General features: G+C 75.1%; 21 protein-coding genes. 2 read left to right on the top strand and 19 right to left on the bottom strand.

Features of this window, described 5'->3' with window-relative positions; translation table 11 throughout:
- Nucleotides 1-259: 259 nt before the first annotated feature.
- Nucleotides 260-805 (top strand): G/U mismatch-specific DNA glycosylase, encoded by a 546-nt coding sequence (gene mug, locus ABZ234_RS32155; RefSeq protein ID WP_355014547.1) that lies wholly within the window; start codon nucleotides 260-262, stop codon nucleotides 803-805.
- Between the two features lie 176 nt (nucleotides 806-981).
- Here the strand turns inward: mug and ABZ234_RS32150 are convergent, their stop codons facing one another.
- The 5 genes from ABZ234_RS32150 to ABZ234_RS32130 are packed head-to-tail and all read right to left on the bottom strand — an operon-like array spanning nucleotide 982 to nucleotide 6,674.
- Nucleotides 982-1,785, bottom strand: coding sequence for a DUF1295 domain-containing protein (locus ABZ234_RS32150; protein WP_355014545.1), 804 nt, complete (start codon nucleotides 1,783-1,785; stop codon nucleotides 982-984).
- Nucleotides 1,782-3,158, bottom strand: a complete 1,377-nt coding sequence (locus ABZ234_RS32145) for a cyclopropane-fatty-acyl-phospholipid synthase family protein (protein WP_355014546.1) — start codon at nucleotides 3,156-3,158, stop codon at nucleotides 1,782-1,784. The genes ABZ234_RS32150 and ABZ234_RS32145 overlap by 4 nt, the downstream gene beginning before the upstream one ends.
- A 47-nt stretch (nucleotides 3,159-3,205) precedes the next feature.
- Nucleotides 3,206-4,471 carry a cyclopropane-fatty-acyl-phospholipid synthase family protein gene (locus ABZ234_RS32140; RefSeq protein WP_355014544.1) on the bottom strand — a complete coding sequence of 422 codons (1,266 nt, stop codon included), beginning with the start codon at nucleotides 4,469-4,471 and terminating at the stop codon, nucleotides 3,206-3,208.
- The gene (locus ABZ234_RS32135; protein WP_355014543.1) at nucleotides 4,468-5,232 is read right to left on the bottom strand and encodes a DUF1365 domain-containing protein; all 765 of its coding nucleotides are present in this window, start codon (nucleotides 5,230-5,232) and stop codon (nucleotides 4,468-4,470) included. The genes ABZ234_RS32140 and ABZ234_RS32135 overlap by 4 nt, the downstream gene beginning before the upstream one ends.
- Nucleotides 5,229-6,674 carry an FAD-dependent oxidoreductase gene (locus ABZ234_RS32130; protein WP_355014542.1) on the bottom strand — a complete coding sequence of 482 codons (1,446 nt, stop codon included), beginning with the start codon at nucleotides 6,672-6,674 and terminating at the stop codon, nucleotides 5,229-5,231. Before ABZ234_RS32130 ends, ABZ234_RS32135 begins: the two co-directional genes overlap by 4 nt.
- Nucleotides 6,675-7,204: 530 nt before the next feature.
- Here ABZ234_RS32130 and ABZ234_RS32125 point away from each other — a divergent pair.
- Nucleotides 7,205-8,683, top strand: a complete 1,479-nt coding sequence (locus ABZ234_RS32125) for a phosphatase PAP2 family protein (RefSeq protein ID WP_355014541.1) — start codon at nucleotides 7,205-7,207, stop codon at nucleotides 8,681-8,683.
- A gap of 27 nt (nucleotides 8,684-8,710) precedes the next feature.
- Here the strand turns inward: ABZ234_RS32125 and ABZ234_RS32120 are convergent, their stop codons facing one another.
- The 14 genes from ABZ234_RS32120 to ABZ234_RS32055 form a co-directional block, all read right to left on the bottom strand.
- Nucleotides 8,711-9,157 carry a hypothetical protein gene (locus ABZ234_RS32120; RefSeq protein ID WP_355014540.1) on the bottom strand — a complete coding sequence of 149 codons (447 nt, stop codon included), beginning with the start codon at nucleotides 9,155-9,157 and terminating at the stop codon, nucleotides 8,711-8,713.
- A 310-nt stretch (nucleotides 9,158-9,467) separates the two neighbouring features.
- Nucleotides 9,468-12,896: an OmpA family protein gene (locus ABZ234_RS32115; protein WP_355014539.1), complete on the bottom strand. Its 3,429-nt coding sequence runs from the start codon at nucleotides 12,894-12,896 to the stop codon at nucleotides 9,468-9,470.
- A gap of 16 nt (nucleotides 12,897-12,912) precedes the next feature.
- Nucleotides 12,913-13,314, bottom strand: a complete 402-nt coding sequence (locus ABZ234_RS32110) for a pilus assembly protein TadG-related protein (RefSeq protein WP_355014538.1) — start codon at nucleotides 13,312-13,314, stop codon at nucleotides 12,913-12,915.
- Nucleotides 13,311-13,745 carry a TadE/TadG family type IV pilus assembly protein gene (locus ABZ234_RS32105; RefSeq protein WP_355014537.1) on the bottom strand — a complete coding sequence of 145 codons (435 nt, stop codon included), beginning with the start codon at nucleotides 13,743-13,745 and terminating at the stop codon, nucleotides 13,311-13,313. Before ABZ234_RS32105 ends, ABZ234_RS32110 begins: the two co-directional genes overlap by 4 nt.
- Nucleotides 13,742-14,068 carry a TadE/TadG family type IV pilus assembly protein gene (locus ABZ234_RS32100; protein WP_330162555.1) on the bottom strand — a complete coding sequence of 109 codons (327 nt, stop codon included), beginning with the start codon at nucleotides 14,066-14,068 and terminating at the stop codon, nucleotides 13,742-13,744. Before ABZ234_RS32100 ends, ABZ234_RS32105 begins: the two co-directional genes overlap by 4 nt.
- Nucleotides 14,069-14,109: 41 nt before the next feature.
- Entirely contained in the window at nucleotides 14,110-14,280 is a 171-nt protein-coding gene (locus ABZ234_RS32095; RefSeq protein ID WP_355014536.1) for a hypothetical protein, read from the bottom strand.
- Between the two features lie 27 nt (nucleotides 14,281-14,307).
- Nucleotides 14,308-15,201 carry a type II secretion system F family protein gene (locus ABZ234_RS32090; protein ID WP_355014535.1) on the bottom strand — a complete coding sequence of 298 codons (894 nt, stop codon included), beginning with the start codon at nucleotides 15,199-15,201 and terminating at the stop codon, nucleotides 14,308-14,310.
- Nucleotides 15,198-16,091 (bottom strand): type II secretion system F family protein, encoded by an 894-nt coding sequence (locus ABZ234_RS32085; protein ID WP_355014534.1) that lies wholly within the window; start codon nucleotides 16,089-16,091, stop codon nucleotides 15,198-15,200. Before ABZ234_RS32085 ends, ABZ234_RS32090 begins: the two co-directional genes overlap by 4 nt.
- On the bottom strand, nucleotides 16,079-17,437 hold the full coding sequence (locus ABZ234_RS32080; protein WP_355014533.1) for an ATPase, T2SS/T4P/T4SS family: 1,359 nt from the start codon (nucleotides 17,435-17,437) through the stop codon (nucleotides 16,079-16,081). Before ABZ234_RS32080 ends, ABZ234_RS32085 begins: the two co-directional genes overlap by 13 nt.
- Entirely contained in the window at nucleotides 17,434-18,204 is a 771-nt protein-coding gene (locus ABZ234_RS32075; RefSeq protein WP_355014532.1) for a hypothetical protein, read from the bottom strand. The genes ABZ234_RS32080 and ABZ234_RS32075 overlap by 4 nt, the downstream gene beginning before the upstream one ends.
- Nucleotides 18,204-18,875: an SAF domain-containing protein gene (locus ABZ234_RS32070; RefSeq protein WP_267945568.1), complete on the bottom strand. Its 672-nt coding sequence runs from the start codon at nucleotides 18,873-18,875 to the stop codon at nucleotides 18,204-18,206. The genes ABZ234_RS32075 and ABZ234_RS32070 overlap by 1 nt, the downstream gene beginning before the upstream one ends.
- A 21-nt stretch (nucleotides 18,876-18,896) precedes the next feature.
- On the bottom strand, nucleotides 18,897-19,763 hold the full coding sequence (locus ABZ234_RS32065; protein ID WP_355014531.1) for a hypothetical protein: 867 nt from the start codon (nucleotides 19,761-19,763) through the stop codon (nucleotides 18,897-18,899).
- Nucleotides 19,757-20,311: a hypothetical protein gene (locus tag ABZ234_RS32060; RefSeq protein WP_355014530.1), complete on the bottom strand. Its 555-nt coding sequence runs from the start codon at nucleotides 20,309-20,311 to the stop codon at nucleotides 19,757-19,759. The genes ABZ234_RS32065 and ABZ234_RS32060 overlap by 7 nt, the downstream gene beginning before the upstream one ends.
- Nucleotides 20,312-20,856: 545 nt before the next feature.
- Nucleotides 20,857-21,426, bottom strand: a complete 570-nt coding sequence (locus ABZ234_RS32055; protein ID WP_355014529.1) for a DeoR family transcriptional regulator — start codon at nucleotides 21,424-21,426, stop codon at nucleotides 20,857-20,859.
- Between the last annotated feature and the right edge of the window lie 556 nt (nucleotides 21,427-21,982).

Raw genomic sequence — 21,982 nt, 5'->3', positions numbered from 1 at the left:
GCGCCCCCGGCCGCCGGTCCGGGCGGTGTCCCGGGGCGCGCCGCCGCACGGTGGCACGCCCCGGGGTGTGGACGCGGCGGCCCCGGGAAGGGGCACCGACAGCGGCACGGTTCCCCGCGCCGCCGGCCCCGGGCCACGGGAAGGGGAGTCCATGGACCACGCGAGCGAACCGACCGGAGACGCACCGCCGGAGGCGGGGCCCCCGCGCCCGGCCGCGCGCGACTCCTCCCGGTGGGCGCCCCGCCCGAGCAGGGACGAACTGGAGGCGGCGCGCGGCAGAGTGGTCCCGGACGTGGTGAGGGACGGCCTCGACGTGCTCTTCTGCGGTATCAACCCCGGTCTGACCGCGGGCGCGGTCGGACACCACTTCGCCAAGCCGGGCACGCGCTTCTGGCCCTCCCTGCACGGTTCCGGCTTCACCCCCCGGCGGCTCCGGCCCGACGAGGAGGAGGAGTTCCTGGCCCTGGGCCTGGGGATCACCAACTTCGTGGAGCGGGCCACGGCCCAGGCCGAGGAGCTGGGCCGGGAGGAGATCGTCGAGGGCGGGAAGAGGCTCCGGGCCAAGGTCCTGCGCAGGCGGCCCCGGTGGCTGGCCGTCCTGGGGATCACCGCCTACCGGGAGGCCTTCGGCGACCGCCGCGCGGCGGTGGGGCCCCAGGACATGTCGATCGGCGACACCCGGGTGTGGCTGCTGCCCAACCCCAGCGGCCGGAACGCGCACTGGCTGCTGGGGCCGCTCACCGAGGAGTTCGCCCGTCTGCGGCGCGCCGCCGGGCTCCCGGACCGGGCCTCCGGCGGGACCTGACGGGCGCGGCGGGGGCACGGCGCACCGGCGGGGCGGCGCCGGACCCCGGGTACGGAGGGGCCCGCCACCGCCGCGGAGGACCTGGCGCGCCCGCGGTGCCGGGACGCGGGGGGCGAGGGCTCGGGCCGTCCCGGCGCACGCGGCCCCGGGACGGCCTCCGGCACACGGCCCGCGGCTCAGCGGGGCCCGCCGCTCCCCCGCTTCGGCGGCAGGGGGACGAACGCGCTGGTGCGCCGGGCGTACTCGGCCCAGCCGGGCCGCCCCGCCATGTGCTCGTCCAGCAGGCGCTGTCCCGACCCGCGGGTGAGGAGGTAGGTCATCACCAGCGGCGCGGGCAGCGTGAGCAGCACCCACCACGAGCCGTCCAGGGCGACCAGGAACAGTCCCCACCACACGCAGGCGTCGCCGAAGTAGTTGGGGTGGCGCGTCCACGCCCACAGCCCCCGGTCCATGATCCGGCCCCGGTTGGCCGGGTCGCGCTTGAACCGGGCCAGCTGGGCGTCGCCGGCCGACTCGAACACGAACCCCGCCAGCCACACGAGCACGCCGAGGGCGGCGAGCGGGCCGAGCGGGGCGGTGGTGTGCGCGGCCGCCTGGACCGGCAGGGCGACCAGCAGGACCAGGGCGCCCTGGAGGAGGTAGACGATCCGCAGGGCGTACAGGTGCGGGTTGCCGGGGGCCCGGGAGAGCAGTCGCTCGTAGCGCGGGTCCTCTCCCTTGCCCCGGCCCCGCCGGCCGATGTGGACGGCCAGGCGCACGCCCCACACGGCGGTGAGCCCGAACAGGAGCCAGACGCGGACCGGGTCGCCGGTCGCGGTCAGGACACAGGCCGCCGCCACCAGGACGAACGCAGCCCCCCAGGCCGCGTCCACGACGCTGTGCCGCCCTACGCGCAGGCCGACGGCGAAGGTCGCGAGCATGAGCGCGGCCACGGCCGCGGCGGACACGGCCAGGGTGGGGAGGAGCGCGGCGGCGTTCACCGGGCGCCCCCGCGGGGCTCCCCGGCCCCGGCCGTCCCACCGGAGCCGGCGGGACGGCCGTCCCCCTGCGCGCGGGCGTGCCCGGAGGGGGGCGGGGTGCGGCCGGGCCGTACGGCGAGGACCTGGTCCACGCCCATGCGCCCCTCCTCGAAGGCCAGCGCTCCCCCGGCCAGGTAGAGCCGCCACACGCGCGCCGACTCGGCGCCCACCAGGTCCACCAGCTCCCCGTGGCGGCGTTCCAGCTCGGCGGACCAGGCGCGGGCGGTGCGCACGTAGTGCTCGCGCATGGCCCGCACGCCCCGCACCTCCAGCCCGGCGTCCTCCAGCAGGCCGACCGTCTCCCCGACCGGACGCATGTGCATGTCGGGGGCGATGTAGCGCTCGATGAACGGGCCCCCTCCCGGGTGCCTGCCGCGCCGGGACATCTGCTGGAGGAGCAGGCGCCCGCCGGGCCGCAGCCGCGCGCGCAGGGCGCGGGCGAAGGACGCGTACCCGTCGCGCCCCACGTGCTCACCCATCTCGATGGAGGCGACGGCGTCGAAACCCGTGTCGTCGACGTCCCCGTAGTGCTGGAGCCGGACCTCGACCAGGCCGTCGAGCCCCTCCGCGCGGGCGCGGTCGGCGACGTGGTCGCGCTGGCGGGCGGACAGCGTGACGGCGGTGACCGCCGCCCCGTGGTGCCGGGCGGCGTACAGGGCGAGGGAGCCCCAGCCGCAGCCGACGTCGAGGAGGCGGTCGCCCTCGGACAGGCCGAGTTCGGAGCACACCAGGGCGAGTTTGTCCCGCTGGGCGTCGGCGAGGGTGTAGCCGGGGGCGTCGCTGGTCCAGTAGGCGCACGAGTAGGCCATGGACTCGTCCAGGAGGAGTTCGTACAGGTCGTTGCCGGCGTCGTAGTGGTGGGCGATGGCGGCCGCGTCGCGTGCGCGCGAGTGGCGGCGACCCCTCAGTGCGGCCTCGGCGGAGGGCGCGGGCGGGGGCGGACCGACCACGCCCAGGGCCACGAGCGCGCGGGCTGCCCTGGCGGCCTCCACCGGCCCGGGCAGGGAGGTCCCGTGGCGGGCGACGCTCGCCCAGGCGCGGCGCAGCCCGTCGGTGAGGTCGCCCTCGACGTCGAGCGAGCCGGTGACGTAGGCGCGCGCGAGTCCGAGTTCTCCGGGGCGGGCCAGGACGTGGCGCACGGCGTCGCGGTCGCGCAGGACCACGCGCGGCGCGTCGGCGGGTCCGGCCTCGCTGCCGTCCCAGGCGCGCAGCCGGACGGGCATGACCCCGTTGAACAGGCCGGCGACGAGGGGCGCGAGGAAGTGGGCGGCGCCGCGCGGGACGGAGGTCCCCGCCCCCGGTCCCCCCGCCGCACCGGGCGCCGGGGCGGTCACCGCAATCGTGCCGACAGGGTCGGTGGTCGCGGTGGTGGTATCGGTGGTCACCGGGCACGCTCCATGATGATCTGCTCGACGTCGATGATCCCGGACAGGAATCCGGCCTCGCAGTAGGCGAGGTAGAAGAACCACATGCGGCGGAAGGTGTCGTCGAAGCCGAGTTCGCGGACCCTGTCCGCCGCTCCGTCGAAGCTCTCCCGCCACACGCGCAGGGTGTCGGCGTAGTCGCGGCCGAAGGACAGCCGGTCGACGACCGCGAGGGAGGTGCGGGCCCGCAGCTGCTCCTGGACGGCGGTGACCGAGGGGATGAGCCCGCCGGGGAAGACGTACTTGTGCATCCAGGTGTAGGAGCCGCGCGAGGCCCGCATCATGCCGTGCTCCATGGTGATGCTCTGGAGGGCCACCCGGCCCCCGGGCCGGACCAGCCGGTCCAGGGCCGCGAAGTAGACCGGCCAGTAGCGTTCGCCGACGGCCTCGACCATCTCCACGCTGACGACGGCGTCGTGGACGCCCCGCACGTCGCGGTAGTCGCGCAGTTCGACCTCGACCAGGTCGGCGACCCCGGCGTCGGCGACGCGGGCGCGCGCCAGGTCGCGCTGTTCGGCGGAGAGGGTGACGGTGGTGACGCGGGCGCCCCGGCGGGCGGCCCGGATCGCGAGCTCGCCCCAGCCGGTGCCGATCTCCAGCAGGCGGGTGCCCGCGGTGACCCGGGCGCCGTCCAGCAGGCGGTCGATCTTGCGCTCCTGGGCCCGGGCGAGCGTCTCCCGGTCGCGCGGCTCGTCCCCGGCGAACAGGCCGGACGAGTAGGTCATCGTCCGGTCCAGGAAGACCGCGAACAGGTCGTTGGACAGGTCGTAGTGGTGGCTGATGTGGCGGCGCGCGCCCGCCCGGGTGTTGCGGTCCGAGGGGGGCCGCCGCGGCAGGGTGACGTGGCGCAGCGGCTGGAGGGGCCGCGGCACGAGGTTCGCGTAGTCCCCCGCCAGGCGGGTGAGCAGGGCGACGGGGTCGGGCGAGTCCCACTCGCCCGCCATGTAGGACTCCCCGAAGCCGATGAGTCCGCCGGCGGCCAGGCGCCGGTGGAAGGCGTCCGGGTCGCGCAGCCACAGGACCGGGGCCCCGGCGCGGTCGCTCCCCGGGTCCGGGCCGGGGTCCTCGGGCCCGGTGTGCACGCGGACGCCCGCGCGCGCGGCGGCGTACCCGGTGAGGGCGCGGGCCGCGAGGGCGCGCAGGGGGACGCCGGGGACCCGGGCCACGTCGGGCCATCTGCGGGCGTCCAGGGCCTGCGGCGTGTGGGGACTGGTCGTGGTCATGACCGTGCTGCCTTCCGTTCCTCTGTGCTGGGCGGCGGCCCGTCGGGGCGGGGCCGGACGGGCAGGCCGCGCAAGTGGAGTGCGATGCCCTGGACGCGGATGCGCAGGGCTCCGACCAGGGGTGCGAGGGGGTACCGCAGCGCCCGCAGGAGCAGGGACGCGGCGGTGGCGGGGCGCCGGACGCCGTGCACGGAGGCCGTGAAGGGGGGCCGGCCCTCGCGGTGCAGGGCGATGGTGAGGGCGAGTCGCTCACCCGGTTCGGGGAGGCTGACGCGGTAGTGGCCGTCGACGTCGTTGAACGGCGACACGTACAGCTCCTTGCCGGTCCGCGCACGGCCGCGCCCGTCCACCTCCAGCAGGTAGCGGTGGCGTCCGCCGTAGGTGTTGTGGACCTCGGCGACGACGCGGGCGAGGCCGCCGTCGCGGTGGTGGCACCAGTAGACGGTCAGGGGGTTGAACACGTGGCCGAGGACCCGGGCGTGGGCGAGCATGAGCACGCGTCCGCCCTCCAGGTCGACGCCGTGCTCGGCGAGGTAGCCGTCGATGTCCGCGCGCGGCGGGCCCGCGGGGGCGCCCCCGGCCGGTCCGTGGTCGGCGGCGCGGAACCCGGCCAGGAGGCGCAGCGGCAGCGGCGGGCGCGGCAGGTCGTCCAGGTCGACCAGCCAGTAGTAGGTGCGGTGGGCGAAGGCGTTGCGCACGGGTTCGACGCGCACGTGGCGCACGGTCGCCTCGTACAGGGCGGGCGCGGGTGCGGGCCTCACCAGAGGGTCCCCAGGGAGGCGGCGGCCCGGACGCCCGACGCGCACCCGTCCTCGTGGAAGCCCCAGCCGTGGTGGGCGCCGGCGAACGCGACCACTCCGTCGTCGAGTTCCGGCAGCCGGCGCTGCGCGGCCAGGGAGGCGGGCGTGTAGACGGGGTGGGCGTAGTCGGCGGCGGCCACGACCCGGGCGGGGTCGACCCTGTCGGTCCCGTTGAGGGTGACCACGTACTGGTCGGCGGCGTCCAGGCCCTGGAGCCGGTTCATGTGGTAGCTGACACGCACGGGGTCCCGGTCGGGTTCGCAGGAGGCGAGCCGGTGGTTCCAGCTGGCCCAGGTGGAGCGGTCGCGGGGCAGCACGGAGGTGTCGGTGTGCAGCAGGGTCAGGTTGCGGGAGTAGCCGAAGGCCCCCAGGACCTCGCGCTCGGCGTCGGTGGGGCGTTCGAGCAGGGCGAGGGCCTGGTCGGCGTGGGTGGCGACGACCGCCGCGTCGAAGTCGAGGGTGCCGGTGGGGGTGCGCAGGCGCACGCCGTCGGCGGTGCGGGCCAGGGAGCGGACGGGGCTGCCGGTGCGCACCGCGTGCAGGTTCCCGGCTATGCGCTCGACGTAGGAGCCGGAGCCGCCCACGACGGTGCGCCAGCGGGGCGAGCCCCACACGCCGAGCATCCCGTGGTTGGCGAGGAAGGCGAAGAGGTAGCGGGCGGGGTAGTCGGTGGCGGCGCCGGGCGGGCACGACCAGACCGCCGAGACCAGGGGGAGGAGGAAGTGGGCCCTCATGTACGGGCTGAACCCGTGCCGGTGGACGAACTCGCCGAGCGTGGGCTCGTCCGTGCCCGGCCTCGCCCCGGGCAGGAGCGTGCCGGGGCCCGTCCCGGAGGAGGGGGCCCGGCGGCCCGCCGGGCGGCGGACCCCGCGTGTGCCCCGCCCGGCCCATCGCACGCGCGCCCCGGCGGTCCCGCCGCCGTGCGAGGCCCCCTCCCCCGCGGCGTCCACCCCGTCCGGGGCGGAGGCCAGCAGGTCCCGGGCGGCCCGGTGGAAGCGGGGGATCTCGGCGAGCATCCGCAGGTAGGCGGGGCTGCGGCGGGAGCGGTTGGGCAGCATGGCGCGCAGCCCGCGCGCACCCGCGTACTCCAGGCCGCAGCCGTCGCAGCTGACCGACATGCTCATCTCGGTGGGCTGCGTGCGCACGCCGAGTTCGTCGAACAGGCGCAGCAGGCTGGGGTAGGTCCGGCGGTTGTGCACGATGAAGCCGCTGTCGACCCGGAGCTCCCCGCCGCCCGCGTCGGCCACCCGGTGGGTGTGGGCGTGCCCGCCCAGGCGGTCGTCGGCCTCCAGCAGGGTGACGTCGTCGTCCCGGTTCAGGATGTGCGCCGCCGTCAGTCCGGCGACCCCCGACCCGATGACGGCGACGCGGCGCCGCCGGAGGGTGTGCTGCCCTGTGCCCATGCGTCCTCACTCACGTGTGCGATGTGGTGTGGGTGATTCGGCGCGGACGGGACCGCGGATTGGTCCGGATGGCGATGAAATGGGGTCGGGGCGTGGCCGGGGGGCGGCAGGCCCGGCAGGGCACGTCCGGCGGCGAGGAGCGTGCGACCGAGCCGCGCGTGCGGCACGGACACGGTCGGGGCGGGGGGCGTGCGACCGGACGGAGCCCGGCCGGACCGCTGTAGCGCGGGGCGGGCCGCGCCGGCCGCCCCCTGTGGGAAGCCCGCGGGGCGCGCACCGGGGGACGCGGGGCCGGTCCCCGGCGTGGCACCGGCCGGTCGGACCCCCGTGAAACAGGACACCTCCGAGCGGGGGTTCCCGCGCCGACCGGCGGGGACGGAACCGGTGCGCGGGCGGTCCGCATCCCCGGTCACCACGGCGTCCTCCCGACCGCGGGGACCCCGGGTCCGGCCCCGCGCGGCCCCTTTCCGCGGTCGGACGCCGGGCGCGCCCTTATGGACATCTCACCCCTCGCACACCACTCTGGGGCCATGAGGCTTCTGAGGCGTCTACAGACGACGGACAAGAGGATCTACGACCGGGTGACCGGGATGGGGATACCGCTCCTGGACCCGTACACGCCCAAGTTCGTCCAGGCCACCGACAACATGGCCCCCTGGTTCGTGATATCGGCGACCCTGGCGGTCAGCGGCGGGCCGCGCCTGCGGCGCACGGCGCTGCGGGCGATCATCGCCGCAGGGACCGCCAACGGGGTCTCCGCCGTGGTCAAGCAGCTCACCAGGAGGGTCCGACCGGACAACTCCGCGGTGCCTGCGGCGCGCGCGCCCTACAAGCACTACGGCAGCTCGTCGTTCCCCTCCGGGCACACCGCGGCCGCGGTCGCGTTCGCGGGCGGGATCATGGCGGACGCGCCCCGGCCCCTGTCGGCGCTGGCCGCGCTCCTCGCGAGCGGGGTGGCGTTCTCCCGCGTGCACAGCGGCGTCCACTACCCGGGGGACGTCCTGGGCGGGATAGCCATCGGGACGGGCGCGGCGATGCTGGCGCGCAAGATGCTCCCGGCCCGGCCCGAACTGGTCTTCGGCGCCCACGCGGTGGCCGACGGCGTGGCGGACGTGGACTCCGAGGGCTCCGGGACGACCGTGGTGGTCAACCCGCGCTCCGCCACGGGCGCGGTGCCGGGACTGAGCAGCGCCGACGTCACCAGCCGGGTCGCCCGGGCCCTGCCCAAGGCGCGAATCATCCCGATGTCGGCGGACGACGACGTCTCCGCCGTCCTGGACGAGGCCGCGCGGACCTCGGACGTCCTGGCGATCGCGGGGGGCGACGGCACGGTCAACGCCGCGGCCAAGGCGGCGCTCGACCACGGGCGCCCGCTGCTGGTGCTCCCGACCGGCACCCTCAACAACTTCGCCCGCACCCTGGGGCTGACGTCGGTCGACATCGCGTTGCGGGCCTTCTCCGACGGGCGGCTGGCCCGGGTGGATGTGGGCGAGGTGGACGGAAGGATCTTCCTCAACACCGCGTCGTTCGGCTCCTACCCGCGCATGGTGGAACGGCGGGACGCGTGGGCAGGCCGGATCGGCAAGTGGCCCGCGTTCGCGCTGGCCCTGTGGCAGGACCTGTGGGAGGTGGACCCGACCCCGGCGCTCGTGGACGGGCGCCCGACCCTGGTGTGGTGGGCGTTCGTGGGCAACGGGCGCTACCGCACGCACGCCCGGGTGCCCGCCCTGCGCGAGCGGCTCGACGACGGGTGCCTGGACGTGCGGGTGCTCAGCGCGCGGGAGCCGTTCCCCCGTCTGCGCGCCCTCGCGGACGTCCTCCTCGGAGAGATCACGCAGCGCGACGGCTACGTGGAGCGGCTGACCACCGGGCTCACCCTGTCGATCCCCTCCGAGCCGAGGCTGCTCGCCGTGGACGGCGAGGTGCTGGAGGGCTCGGAGAACGTCCGTTTCACCAAGCGGCCGGCGGCGCTGCGGGTGTTCGTGCCCGCCATGGGCTCGGGGGCCTGACCGGGCCCCGCCCCGGGGGCGGCCCCGTCAGCGGCGACGGCGGGAGCCGCACCGGTCTGCGTCGGAGTCGCAGTCCAGGAGCAGGCTCAGCCCCGCGCCCAGGAGCCAGGAGTCCTTGGCCAGGGGGAGCCCGTCCTGCGTGGGACGCAGGCTCTGGGGACGGCGCATGCCCGGGGTGCGCAGGTACAGGCCGAGGAGGGACGCCCCGAACGCCGTGAGGCCGACGCCCGCGAGGCGGCTGGGCACGACCGGGAGGAGCAGGGCGGTGCCCAGGGCGATCTCCCCGGCGGACAGCAGCCGCACGAACGTGGTGGGGTCGACCTTGCTCAGGAAGGGGTAGGTCCCGACCGCCATGCCGTGCATGCCCTCGGCCGCCTCCCCCTCGACGCCGCGCTTGTCCAGCCCGGAGTTGAGGATGAACGCCCCCGTGATGATCCGCAGGGGCAGGTCGCGTGTCTTGAAGGGCAGCTGCATGGTCTCTCCGTGCCTGGTGGGATGAGTTACCTTCAGTCACGAAAATGCTACCCATCGCCGGACGCGGTGGCGGGGACGACCCGCCGGGGCGCGGGACCCTCGCCTGTCGGCCCGGCGGGCCCCGCCGGGCCGGGGTGTCCGCGCGAGCGGCCCCGTGCCGCCGCCCCGACGGGCCCCGGGAAAGGGGCGCGCACGGGCCCGGACCGCGTGCCCACGGGCCCCGGGCTCCCCGAGGGCCACGGCCTCGCACGGTAACCGGGCCGGGGCGCCGCCCCCGACGTCGTAGGGGCGCACACCCGGGAACCCCGGGTCAGGAGTTCTCCCGGGGACGCCAGGTTCTTCCGCGTCCCGCCTTCTTGGGCTTGCGGAGCAGGGGCCGGGACGACTTGCCCTCGTCCGGCTCCCCGCCCTCGGCGTCCGTCGCCGGGTTCTCGGCGCCGGCTCCGGCACGGGCGGTGGCGTTCTTGCGCTCCGCCCTCTTCAGCCTCTCCAGGCGCTCCGCCCTGCTGGTGACGGTGTCGGCACGGGCCGCCCCGGACTTCGCCGCGCGCTGGGCGCGGGCGAGCGCCCGTTCGGGACGCGCGGACTGCTCGGGGGCGGCGGGCGGCTCGGACCGCCCGACCTGGGCGGTCGGGGCGGCAGGGGCGGCCGGGGTGGGCGCGCCCCCGTCCGGCCTCGGGCGGCGGGACCGGACGGCGCGTTTGGCGGCCTTGCGGAGGGGGGCGGGTTCCTCCTCGGGGGCCTGCTCCTGCTGGGGAGGCGCCGTGTGCTTCTTCTGGGCGGGGCGCTCCGCGCGGGCCGGGGAGGCGACCACCGACGGGACCGTGCCCGTGCTCGGACGCCCGGGAGCGGGCCGCGCGGCGACGGGCTCCTCAGAGGGGGTGGACCGCGCGGGCGCGCCCCCCTGCGGTGCGGCGGACTCGGGGACGGTCTCCTCGGCCGCACGCTCCCGGGATGCGCCGCCCCCGGACGGGGACAGCTCGGAGGCGTACTGCTCGGCGGAGGGCCGTCGGGGTTCGGCCGCCACGGGAGCGGGCTCCTCCGTGGTGGACGCCTCCGGGGCGGGCTCCTCCGGCGCACGCTGCGCGGACACCGGTTCCCCGGGGGCGGCCTCCCGCCGAGCGGGTTCGGAGGTGACGGGCCCGGCGGCCGGGGACGGTTCCGCCACGGCCTCCGGGGACACCGGAGTCTCCGGGACCGCCTGCGCGGAAGCGGACGGCTCGGGGGCAGCCTCCTCCTCGGCGGCCGGGGACGCGACGTCCGTCCGTGCGGCGTCCACGCGCTCGGACGAGGTCGGCTCCGGAACGGTCGGCTCGGACGCGGCCTTACGGGCTTCCGGCTCCTCGGACACCGGCGCCACGGCGGCGGACGGCCCGGGGACCGCCTCCGCGGGAGCGGAGAACTCGGACGGAACCGGTCGCGCCGCGGTTTCCTCGGCGACGGAACGATCCGACCGGGCGCCCGACTGCGCGGCGTCCGCCGACACGGCCCCGGCCCGTTCCACGTCGGTCAACGCGGTCTCGGACCACGCGGCGGCGGACGGCTCGGACACGGACGGGACGGCGTCGGCCTGCTCGGTCTCGGTCTCGGTCTCGGTCTGTGCGGTGTCGGCCTTCCTGGCCGCGCGCGTCTCGCTCTCCCAGAAGTCGGTGTTCCAGACGTCGACGTCCCAGAACCCCTCCTCCGCGACGTCGGCCTCCTTGGCCCTCCTGGTCTTCGCGGCCTTAGCGGCCTTCGTGGCCTTTCCAGCCTTGCGGTCCGCCTTCTCACTCACGGGCGCCCCGGTCGGCTCCGTCGTGCCAACCGCCTCGACCGCCTCGGTCGCCTCGGTCAGCTCGACCGCCTGGTTCGTCTCGACCGTCTCGGCGGGCTCGGTCACCTCAACCGTCCCGGTCACCTCAGCCGTCTCGGCGGACTCGGCCGACGCGGAGACAGCCTGCTCCCCCAGGGCGCCGAGGAACGGCTCGGCGAAGGCACCGGCCTCCTCCGCTGTCTCCACCGTCTCCGCCGGGGCGGCCTCCTGGCTCTGCACCCGGTCCTCGGTCTCCTCCACGGCGGGCGAGGAGTGGCGGTAGGCGCGGACGGCGTCCATGACCTCCTCGGCGGTCGCACCGGGCCAGGAGCAGTGGAAGACCGGGTTGAGCGGCGGACTGGTCTCGGTGATGAGGCCGTCCTCCTCGATGACGCAGCTGCCGCCGAGCGGCCAGCGGCCCAGGATCACGGCCGTGATGCCCTGGTGCTGGCCGTGCAGCAGCAGGCCCGACAGTGCGGTCTCGTGCTCGGAACCGGGCGCGGTCACCAGGGCCAGGGGGCTGTCCGGCCGCGGTTCCCGGTCCTCGGCGATCCGGTGCAGCTCGTGCTGGAGGACGGTCAGGGCCTCCTCCATCGTGCCGACCATCCGCACGGGTTCGCAGGGGTGCGCGCGCAGCAGGTCGCGGCCCCGCTCGCCCACCAGCCGGGCGGCGTCGGCCTCGGTGAGCAGCACGCGCACGGAGTTGTGGTCGAGGCGGTCGAGCGCGTTGACGATGAGGCGCCGGGCGGCCCCGGCGGCGCCCGGACCGGTGATCCCGAGACCGGGCACGTGGTCGAGTTCCACCGTCACGCGCTCGTCGATGTCCTCCCCGGGGGTGGGCCGGGGAGGGCCGGCGGTCAGGGCCAAGCGGCGGGACGCCCTCGGCAGGCGGGGCAGGCTCAGGTTCACGCTGGGCATGCGGACGCCGCGCTTGCCCAGCAGGTATCCCCCGGCCAGGCCGGCGAACGCCACGGCTCCGGTGACGGCGCCGTCGGGGATCTCCACGACCAGCACCTCGCGGCCGTCCTCGGCGGCGGCCTCGGCAGCGGCGGCGGCCGCCGCCTCCACCGGGTCGTCCTCCTCGGCGGCGTCAGCGGCTTCCCCGGCCCCGTCGGCGGCAGCGGGCTCCTCGGCCTCGGCCGCCGCCATCACACGGGACTGGAGGGAGGTCGGCTGCGGGACGACGGTGTAGGTGACCTCGGCCCTGCGCTGGGCGGCGGCGCCGCCCTCGCGTGGCTGCTCGGAGCCGACGCCGTCCACCGTCATCTCCGGGGCGTCCTCGCCGAGGGCCTCGTCGAGGTGGTCGGCGACCGCCTGGGCCCGGCGCTCGGACAGCTCCTGGTTCGCCTGGACTGTCCCGCTGGGGTCGGTGTGACCCGTGATGCGCACGGGCGTCTCGGTGTCGCCGTAGGAGTCGATCATGTCCACGACGGGTGCGAGGTCGTCGCGCATCTGCTCGGTGAGCTCGGCCGAGCCGACGCCGAAGCCGGAGACGGTGCGCACCCTCTCCACTGGCTGGGCGGACGGGGCCTCCTCGGGGGCGGACGGCGCGTCGCCGTCCCGCTCCCCGTCCGCCTCCTGGTCGTCCTGTGTGGTGACCGCGTCGGCGAACGCCGTGGCCGGGGCGAGCGCCACGGTGCCCACGGCAGCTGCGGCCACCACCTGGAGCGGCCCCAGGGGGCGCAGTCTCCGGGGCAGGCCGCGCAGGCGGGCCAGGGTCTCCACGGCCAGTCCGGCCGTGTACAGGCCCCACAGGGCCCAGAGCGCGGTGATGAGCAGGGCGGTGAACACGCCCGGCGGCAGACGCCAGCCGCGCAGGTGTGCCGCGGCCACGGCCCACGAGTCCGGCAGCTCCGGCCAGGGCAGGTGCCACAGGAGCAGGTAGGGGATGCCGAGCAGGATCGCCGCTGCGAGCAGGAGTGCGCTCAGCCGTCGGATCTGGGACATGTCCGCCTCACTGGAGCTAGGGGGTCGCCTGGGTGTGGGGCCGTGCGGTGGCCGTGGCGTCGACGGTGGTCGAGCCCATCGGCAGGAGGGTGAAGGAGTATCCCACGGAACAGGTCACGGTCACGGTGTCGCCGCTGACCGAGACCGTACCGGTGGCGCCGGCGGCGTTGAGGAAGGACTGCGCGGCGGCGGACGCCGCCGAGGGGTCGAGGGCGACCTCGCTCGTGCCCTCGCGGTAGGCGGCCCAGTCGAGCTGTTGGACGCCCGCCCGGGCGGCCTCCTGGGCCAGGGTGGCCGCCTCGTTGCGGGCGCCCAGCAGGCCTCCGCCGTCGGTGACCAGGCCCAGGCACAGCAGGAAGGCCGACGCCAGGACGGCGACGAACGCCGTGGTCTGACCCCTGTCGTCCGTGCGTCTCACGGCTGCCCCCTGAAGGTGTCGACGACGACCGTGGCGTCCCCGGTGATCGTGATGGTCCCCGGGACGCCCAGTCCGGTCAGGCCGCTCACCCCGACGCGGCACTCGACCATGGCGGTGACCGCCCCGCCGGGAGTCAGGCCGCCGTGGTCGAGGGTGACGGAGTGGTCACCGCAGGCCAGGCCGTTCTCCGCGAGAGAGCTCGCGGCGGTGCCCGAGGCAGCAGCCTCGGCCGCGCCGACGCTGCGTTCGAGGGAGGCCGCCCGGGCGGCGGAGTGCGCCACCTGGTCGGCGGTGGAGTTGGCGTCCGCCACCCTCCCGGCGAGCACCATGAGCATGGCGAACGCCAGGAGGGCGGGGGTGAGGAGCGCCAGTTCCACCGAGGCCGAACCGCGATCCCCTTGGCCCGTGTCAGCGGGCTGTCGAAGGCTCACGGGGCTGCCTCCGCGGGGACGAAACGCTCCACGGGCGCGGTGACCTCGTGTCCCACCGGCCAGCTGATGCCGGGGATGAGGCTGGGCACCTCGGCGTCCACGACCACGCGTACCTCCTGTGCACTGCGGTTGACGGACACGTCGAGGCCGGAGAGGAAGGAGCTTCCCCCTCCGTCGGCCACCGACGTGCCGCCGCCCGCCGTGCGCGACTGTTCGGCGGTCCTGCGCGCAATGTCGGCAACGACGTTGTCGCCGTGCATCCACAGGGCCGTCTGGATAACGAACAAGACCAGGAGCAGCAGCGCGGGCGCTGCCACGGCCATCTCCGCGCTGCCTCGGTCTTCCTGGTTTGAAGGCTTCACGCTCAGCCTCCGGAGATTCTGCCCACCTCGGTGGTCACGCGATTGGTGATGGCGACGGTCACCATAAGGGCAACGGTGATGAGGACTGCAGTGATGATCACCGTTTCCGTGGAGTAGCCGTCGTCCCTCCGGCTGAACAGCAGGGAGCTGAGGTAGGCGGTGATGCGCTGCATCGGTGGTCTCCAAAGCGGGTCGAGGACTCATGAGTTGAACAGAATGTGGCTCATCGCCGGATAGCCCAGGAGGGCGAGGAAGCCAGCGAAGAGCAGGACCACCGGAAGGCTCATCCGCTCGGTGGCGGACTGCGCCTCGGCGTCCATCTCGGACAGGAACTGGGTGCGCAGCGTCTTGGCCTTAGCTGCCAGGGAACTGCGGATGCGCGCGCCGTCGGCGCCGGCGAGCTGGAGGCTGGCCGCGAGTTCGGCGAACTCGGGGGTGTCGTAGCGTTCGCCGAGGTCGCGCAGTGCGGTCCAAGGCGACTGGCGCATGAGCGCCGCCTCACGCAGGCTCTCCCGGATACGGGCCATGGCCCACCCGTTGCCCGCGGCGCCGGCGTCGTTCAGCGCCCCGTTGACGCCTGCGCCCCCGGCCAGGGACACCACGACCAGGTCGGCAAAACCGGCCAGGGCGCGCCGCATGCGCTCCCGGCGCTTGTCGGCCTCGTCGCGCAGGGACATGTCCGGGGCGAACCACACGATCACGGCGAAGGCCGCCCACATGGCCACCGCGAGCACACCAGAAGGGAGGACGCCCGCGAGGGAGAGCAGACCGCCCAGCAGCGGGGGAAAGGCGATTCCCAGGACCAGGGCGGTGAATTTCTCGGCGAGGTAGGACGCCGACGAACGCTCGCACACCCGCAGGTTGCGCCGTGTGCGGGGCCCGGGCATACCGAAGCCTTCCAGGATCGGGGCGCCGATCTTTCCCAGGCGCGCCAGCACCCCGGTGTCCGGGCCCGCGACCATGGCCTGCCGGGGAGGGGGCGGGGCGGCCAGGCGTTCGGCGAGCGTGGGCCGGGCCCAGCGGGCGGCGAAGAGCGCCCACAGGGCCAGCCCGAGGGCGGCGCCCGCGAGGGCCGCGGCCAGGACGGGGGTCATCGGGCTGCCTCCGGAGTACGGGCGGGCGCGGGTTCGGGCGCGAGCACCCGCGGACCCAGGTCGAATCTGGACATGCGCGACAACCAGACCAAGGCGCCCGCCCACAGCGCGCCGATGCCCGCGAGCACCGTCTGACCAAGGAGACCGTCGAACGGCTCCATGTAGTCGCCGTTGACCACCAGCAGGAACGCGGCCATGCCCACGGTCGTGCCGACGATGATCCGGGTGGAGGTGCGCAGCCGGGCGCGGCTCGCCGCTACCCTCACCAGCATCGCCGACTGCTCGCGGGCGGCCTCGGCCAGGCTGCCAAGCAGGGTGCCCAGATCGGTGGCATGCCTCGTGGCGGCCGTGCTCAGAGCGGCGGCCACCAGGTCGGCGGTGGGGTTGTCGACCTCGTCGGCGAAGGCTCGCAGGGCGTCCTGCGTGGACCCGCCCGCGCGCAGCCGTTCGGCCAGCCTGGCGACCGGCTCACGCACCGGCTCGGGTGCGATGGGCACCGTGGCGGCGACGGCCTGGTGCAGGCCGGCGGCGCCGGCCATGAGGTCGCGCAGCATCTCGGTCCAGGCCGCGACGGCCTCCACCCCGTCCACCTGTTCCTGGTGGCTGCGGTCGGGGCCCAGCACCGCGGGCCCCCACCAGCAGCCCGCGGCGACGAGCACGCCGGCCACCGGCCAGCCTGTGAGGAACCAGACGAGCAGGCCGCCGGCGATCGCCGCGACCAGGCGCAGCGGCCGCTGCCGGCCGAACAGCAGTGAACGCCAGGGCGGGATCCGCGACGGGCGCGAACCGCCGCCGGACGCGGCCAGTGACGCCAGGGCCAGCCAGAGCCCCGCGCCGAGCAGGACACCGGCGGCGGCGACGAGAAGGACAGGGGTCGTCATCGCGTCCACCCCACCGTGTCGGGGGTCAGCATCGCGGGGTCGAAACCGGCCTCGGCCAGGGCGTCGAGCGTGTTGGGGCTGGGCGGGGCCGCGGGCAGGGGCCCGTTGCGGTCGCGCCGGTAGACCTCGTTGGAGACCACGTTCTGCCCCTCGGCGCCCACCACCTCGCGCACGCTCGTGACCATGCGGCCCCCGGTGGGCAGTGCGGACACGTGCACGACCAGGTGCACGGCGGCGGCCACCAGGGAGGCCGTGGCGTCCAGGGGCAGGCGCTCGGCGGACTGGGCGGCGTAGGCGCCCAGCTTGGTGAAGGCGCCCGCGGAGTTCGCGGCGTGCAGGGTGGTGAGGCTGCCGTCGTTGCCCTGGCTCATGGCGTTGAGCAGCGGGACGGTCTCGTGTCCGCGCGTCTCACCGACGATGACCCGGTCGGGCGACATGCGCAGGGCCGTGCGCACGAGGTCGGCGATGGTGATCTCGCCGACGCCCTCGACGTTGGCCGGGCGGGCCTGGAGGGCGACGCAGTCGGGATGGGCGTCGCGGTCGCGGTCCAGGCCGAGCTCGAAGACGTCCTCGATGGTGACGAGGCGCTCGTCGACGGGGATCTCGGCGGCCAGGGCCCGCAGCAGGGTGGTCTTGCCCGCGCCGGTGCCGCCGGTGATGACCATGTTGCGGCGGGAGCGCACCCCCGCGCGCAGCAGGGCGACCAGGGTGTCGTCGATCGTGCCCAGCTCCCGGAGCTGGCCGAGGGTGGTGCGGCCGTAGCGGTGGCGTCGGATGGACACCGAGGGCTGCCGGGCGACCTCCATGACCGCGTTGAGGCGCTCGCCGCCGGGCAGCTGCATGTCGAGGATGGGCGCCCCCGGGTCGAAGCGGCGCTCCCCCGTGGCGGACTCCGACGCCAGGCGACGGACCAGGGAGACGACCTCCTCGGCGTCGGCGAAGAGGGAGTCGTGCCGCTCGCGGCTGCCGTCGGCGCGGCGCACCCACACGTGCACGCCGTTGATGTTGATGTTCTCGATCCCGGGGTCGTCCAAGAGGGGCTGGAGGGGGCCGAGCCCGCACACCCGGGCCAGGGCGCCCGCGGCGACGGAGGCCTCGGTCGTGGCGTCGAGCACCTGCCGGCCCTCGGACAGGGCCCGACTCGCGTCCTCGTCGAGGATCTGGGCGATGACGCGTTCGGCTCGGGCCCGGTACTCCTCGGGCGAGTCCTCGGGTTCGCCCCGCGTCTCCTCGCTCAGCCGGCGGGTGGCCTCGGTGACGGTCCGCTCCACGCGGTTCGCCACGGTGCGGGCCCGGTCGGTGTCCAGGAAGTAGCCGTCGGTGATGTCGTACCCGGCGTCGTGTCCGCTGCTCATGCGCGGGCTCCCGTCGCCTCGTGCGCGGGCGCCGGGGTCTCGGCGCCGGGCACGGGAGCCGGGTCGGCGTCCCGGGCGAGGTCGGCCGCCAGGCGTCCCGCCGCCTTCAGGAGGGGCCTGCGCTCCGGCTTGCGCGGGTTGGTCTCCCCGCGCAGGAAGGACGCGGAGCGCTCGTCGGTGGGAAGCCGTCCCCACACGCCCGGGCCCAACGCACCCTCGATCTCGCGGACGCCACCGCTGCCGCCGACGACGACGGTGCGCAGGCGCGGCAGGCTGCGGGTCAGCGCCTCGGAGGCCTCCTTGGCCCGGCGCAGCTGGGCGAGGTCGTCGGCGACGAGCAGCAGGGCCGCGTCGGCCCATGTGGCCAACGCGGCGGCCGCCGCGCCGGGGGTCAGGCGGCCCAGGTCCAGCACGACCGCGGGCCCCGCCGGGGAGGCGAGCACGCCGGGGTTCTGGGACAGCAGGCGCACCGCGCCGTCGGCGCGGTCCGCGGTGACGGGCGCGTGGCACACCGACAGCCCTCCGGGGAGGATCTGGGTGTGCGCGGCCAGGTCGGCGGAGGCGCCGCCGTGCCGGGATGCGGCGGCCAGGCCGGTCAGGCCGGGCTCGGGCTGGAGGCGCCGCCAGGTGGCGACGTCGCCGCCGGAGGCGTCGGCCTCCACCAGGACCGCTCCCGCCCCGCCGGGCCAGACCGCGGCCAGTGCCATGGCCGCGCAGGTGACGCCGGGTGCTCCGCCCAGGGAGAAGAGCGCCACGGTCCGGGGCATCACGCGCCTCCCCGGGGGTTGACCTGGACCACGCTGACGCGCTCGACGGCCGCCGCGGAGGCGATGGCCGCGGCGTCGGCGGAGGAGGCGACGAGTTCGAGCTCCACGGAGCCGTCCTCGGCCGCGGAGGGCTGGACGTCCCGCACGAGTGCGCGGTAGGCCTCCACTCCGCCGGTGGCGCCCTCCTCGGGGTGCACCACCACGGAGACCGCGGCGCCGGGTCCGATGGAGGCGGGGAACCGGCCGACGCGCAGGGCCACGCCGAGCACGGCGCGGTCGCGTTCGGGGAAGGCCGCCTCGGCGCCCAGGGCGGCCTCGGGGAGGAGGCCGCCCTCGGTGACGGGCACGGTGAGGGTCTGGCCGACCGTCGACTCCAGGCTCTCGGAGCCGACGAAGGAGACCCCGTCGGCGACGGAGATCCGCTCGATCCGCAGGTCCTCCGCGGCCACCACGTGGCCGGCGGGCAGATCGGTGTCGGCGACGAGCACCCCTTGGCGGTCGTCCATCTGCTCCAGGGCCAGGACGCCGCTCAGGCCTCCCGCGGTCATCATGCCGAGGGCAAGGACCAGCCACCGCCAGCGGCGGGGTCCGCTGCCCAGGAGCCGCACCGGAGGGGTCTCCCCCTGCCGCGGGGAGGCCGCGGGCGCCGGTGCCGTCTTCGTGTCCACCACGTCTGTCGTCTTCTTTCGCTGTTAGCGGTTGCCTGTGTCGGTGACCAGGCCCTGGGATTCGGCCACACGGAGTTCGACCTGCGAGGTCGTGGTGACCGAGTCGAGCGCGCCCGACTCGCCGCCGGAGAACTCGCCCTCGGAGAGCTCCCAGCCCACGTCCCAGCCGACCTGGACGCTGACGGGGTAGGTGCCGCCGGGCTGGCTGTCGGAGGACAGGTCGTAGACGTGCCCGCAGTCGGGGGAGGCCGAGGCGGGGTCGTGCACGGCCGGGTCGAAGGGGGTCCCGGGGCCCTCGCAGCGGATCTGCGTACCGTCGCCCAGGTTCCACACCGTGGCGGTGGGGGTGGCGGTGACCGTGAGGGACCAGTCCTGCACCTCCGCGGAGGCCTCCTCGGCCTCCCAGTCCTGGGACTCCACCCACAGCCACACGGGGGTGTTGACCAGGACCAGGGAGTCGCTGCCGGGGGAGGTCTCGATCTGCGGCGGGGGCAGCTCGAAGTTGGCCATGGACTCCTGGATGAGGGTGACCGGGTCGGTGGGGGCCTCCCCCTCGCCGTCGTAGTCGATGGATTCCCAGTCGATGGCGTCCCAGTCCACCTGCGACCAGTCGATCGCGTCCCAGTCGATGGCGTTCCAGTCGACGCCGTCACCGGCGGCGGGGGCACCCGGGGCGCCCGGCGCACCGGAGCCGACCGAGCCGTTGGAGCCCTGCTGGCCCGCGTGGGTCTGCCACCAGCGCAGCAGGATCGAGCAGCCGAGGCCGCCCGAGCTGCCGCACTCGATCTGGCCGAGGAAGGAGCCGTCGTCGGCGTGCGCCGGGGTGGCGATCCCGGTGGCCAGGAGGGCGAGTACCGCGGCGGTGGCCGCGGGTCGTACGAGTCTCAGCATGATCCCGCTTCCCAGATCCTGAGGTCGGACACGCGCCAGGCGAGTCCGTCGTGAATGAGTGTGGCCTCGACGAGGCGCGGGCCCTGCCCTGGGGAGGAGCCCATGCCGAGGTTCCAGGCGGAGTCGTCGAGGCAGTCCTCGACCGTCGCGCTGTCGGGTCCCTCGACCTCGGCGACGGGGGCGAGGACGGGTTCGCCGGTGACCTGCCCGCTGGAGGCGCCGGCCCCCTCCAGGGCCGCGCTCATGAGGGCGTAGGCGCCGCCCACGGCGTAGTCCTGGAGCTCGGGGGGAACCTCGCCGCCCTCGTGGGAGGCGGCCACGACCGTATCCCACATGCCGGTGTAGGCGTCGAGGGCCGCGGCCTCCTCCTCGTTGGCCGGAGGAGGCGGGGAGCTCGTCGCCGCCCCCGCCTCGGAGCCCGCGTCCTCGGAGGACGCGCAGCCCGTGGCCAGGACGAGGGCAGCGCAGCATCCCGCGACCGCGGCCGCGCGCAGGACCGCGACGTCTCTTCTCGCGGCTGTCGTCATCGGTGAGTTCTCCACTGCCATGGAAGGGGAGGGTGGTGCACGGCGGAACCGACCCGGGTGGGAGGGCACTTTCCCTTCCGACGAGGGGTGGGGGTGGCCTCCTGCGCCCGGGAGGTCACGGGACCGGGTGCGGGGACCGTTGAGCGGAGGAGGGGGTCCTCCGCCCGGGTTCGGGGCCGGCGTGACCGGAGTCGCGCGGAGCGGGTCCCGAGGACTGACCGAAACCATGTGGTATTGGTTGGATTTTTTTCTGTCCTTGCGTGAGCTTATAGAGGAGTCGCCTGTTGTAACAACCCCCCGTGCCCCTTCTGTGACTGTGACACGGTCGACCTTCCGGACATCAGCCTGACAGCAGCCCGGCAAGACCACACACCCTCGCCCCTGCGACAAACACACGCGAAACAACATCTGAACGACATCGCCCTCGAAGCCGGTTCACCCGTCCCCGGCCCGCGGCGCGGCTCGGGGACGGGGTGTGGAGGGCGCCGCGGTGTGGGGGAGAACACCGGGGCGTGGAACGCGATACGTCCGCAGGCCCTCCGTAGGCGCCCGGCGGCGGGCGGGGGTCAGACCACGAGCACGCGCGGACCGCGCCCGCGCAGCCTCCGGATGTCGTCGGGGTCGGTGCCGGCGTCGGTGATGAGACAGTCCACCTCGTGCAGCCGCGCGAAGCGGGCGATGCGGTCGCCGCCGATCCTGGTGTGGTCGGCCAGCAGCACCGTCCTGGCCGAGGCGCGCACCATCGCCCTCCTGGCCATCACCTCTGCGGGATCGGCACAGGTCAGGCCGCGCTCGGGGGACACCCCGTCGGCGACCATGAAGGCCACGTCCACGTGGAGCTGCTCCAACAGGCGCACGGAGGCGAGCGTGGTCCCGGCCGCCGCGCTCACCCGGCCCCCCAGCAGGTGCACGGAGAGGTCGCGGCGCGAGGCCAGCCCCAGCGCGACGGGAACCGCGTTGGTCAGGACGTTCAGCCCGCACCCGGCGGGCAGCAGCCCCGCGATCCGCTCCGCCATCGGCCCGGCGTCGAGCATGACGACCCCGTTCCTCGGCAGTTCCGCCAGGGCGGCCCTGGCGATCCTGCCCTCGGCGGCCGAGAGCCGCCCCGTTCCCGACGGTGTCGTCGTGGCACTCACTCCCCCTGCGGGCCTGACAACCGTGGCACCAGCACTGAGACCACTCACAAGGTCCTCCGATCCGTCGATGGTCAACCCCTTGACCGTGAGGGCGACGCGCCCCGGTCCGCCACGCGCATTGGATCGAGTCCTCTGTTTCCTCACGGAGAGAACATCTCGGCCGAAGGGGAACGGTAGGCGAATACCCCCGCTGCTCGAAGGAAACCGTTGCGAAATGACAACGTGGCCGCTCACCGGGACCCCGGAGGCCCCTGCCGACCTGGGCAGCGACACGGACCGGAGGAGCACGCAGGCGCCCGCCCCGGAGGAGGCTCGCGTTCGGACCGGCTACCACAGCCATGACGCACACAAGGCAACACACACGAACGAGAACAGAAACATAAGCGCAACTACTTCCACATATAGGCGTACTGGTGTTACCTTCATCTCTCTCACGGGCGCGGGCGGGGAGGTGGAGTCGCGTATGCCGTTGGACCACAACATGTCCGACTCCTCACGCAAAGCGATCGAGGTCCTCACCGGCATCCAGGTCCCCAAAGCAGGCATCGCCAACCTC

Source organism: Nocardiopsis sp. NPDC006198, assembly GCF_040613895.1.
Lineage (GTDB): Bacteria > Actinomycetota > Actinomycetes > Streptosporangiales > Streptosporangiaceae > Nocardiopsis > Nocardiopsis tropica.
Note: the sequence above shows the minus strand (reverse complement) of the source record. Positions and strands in the feature narration are given on the sequence as shown.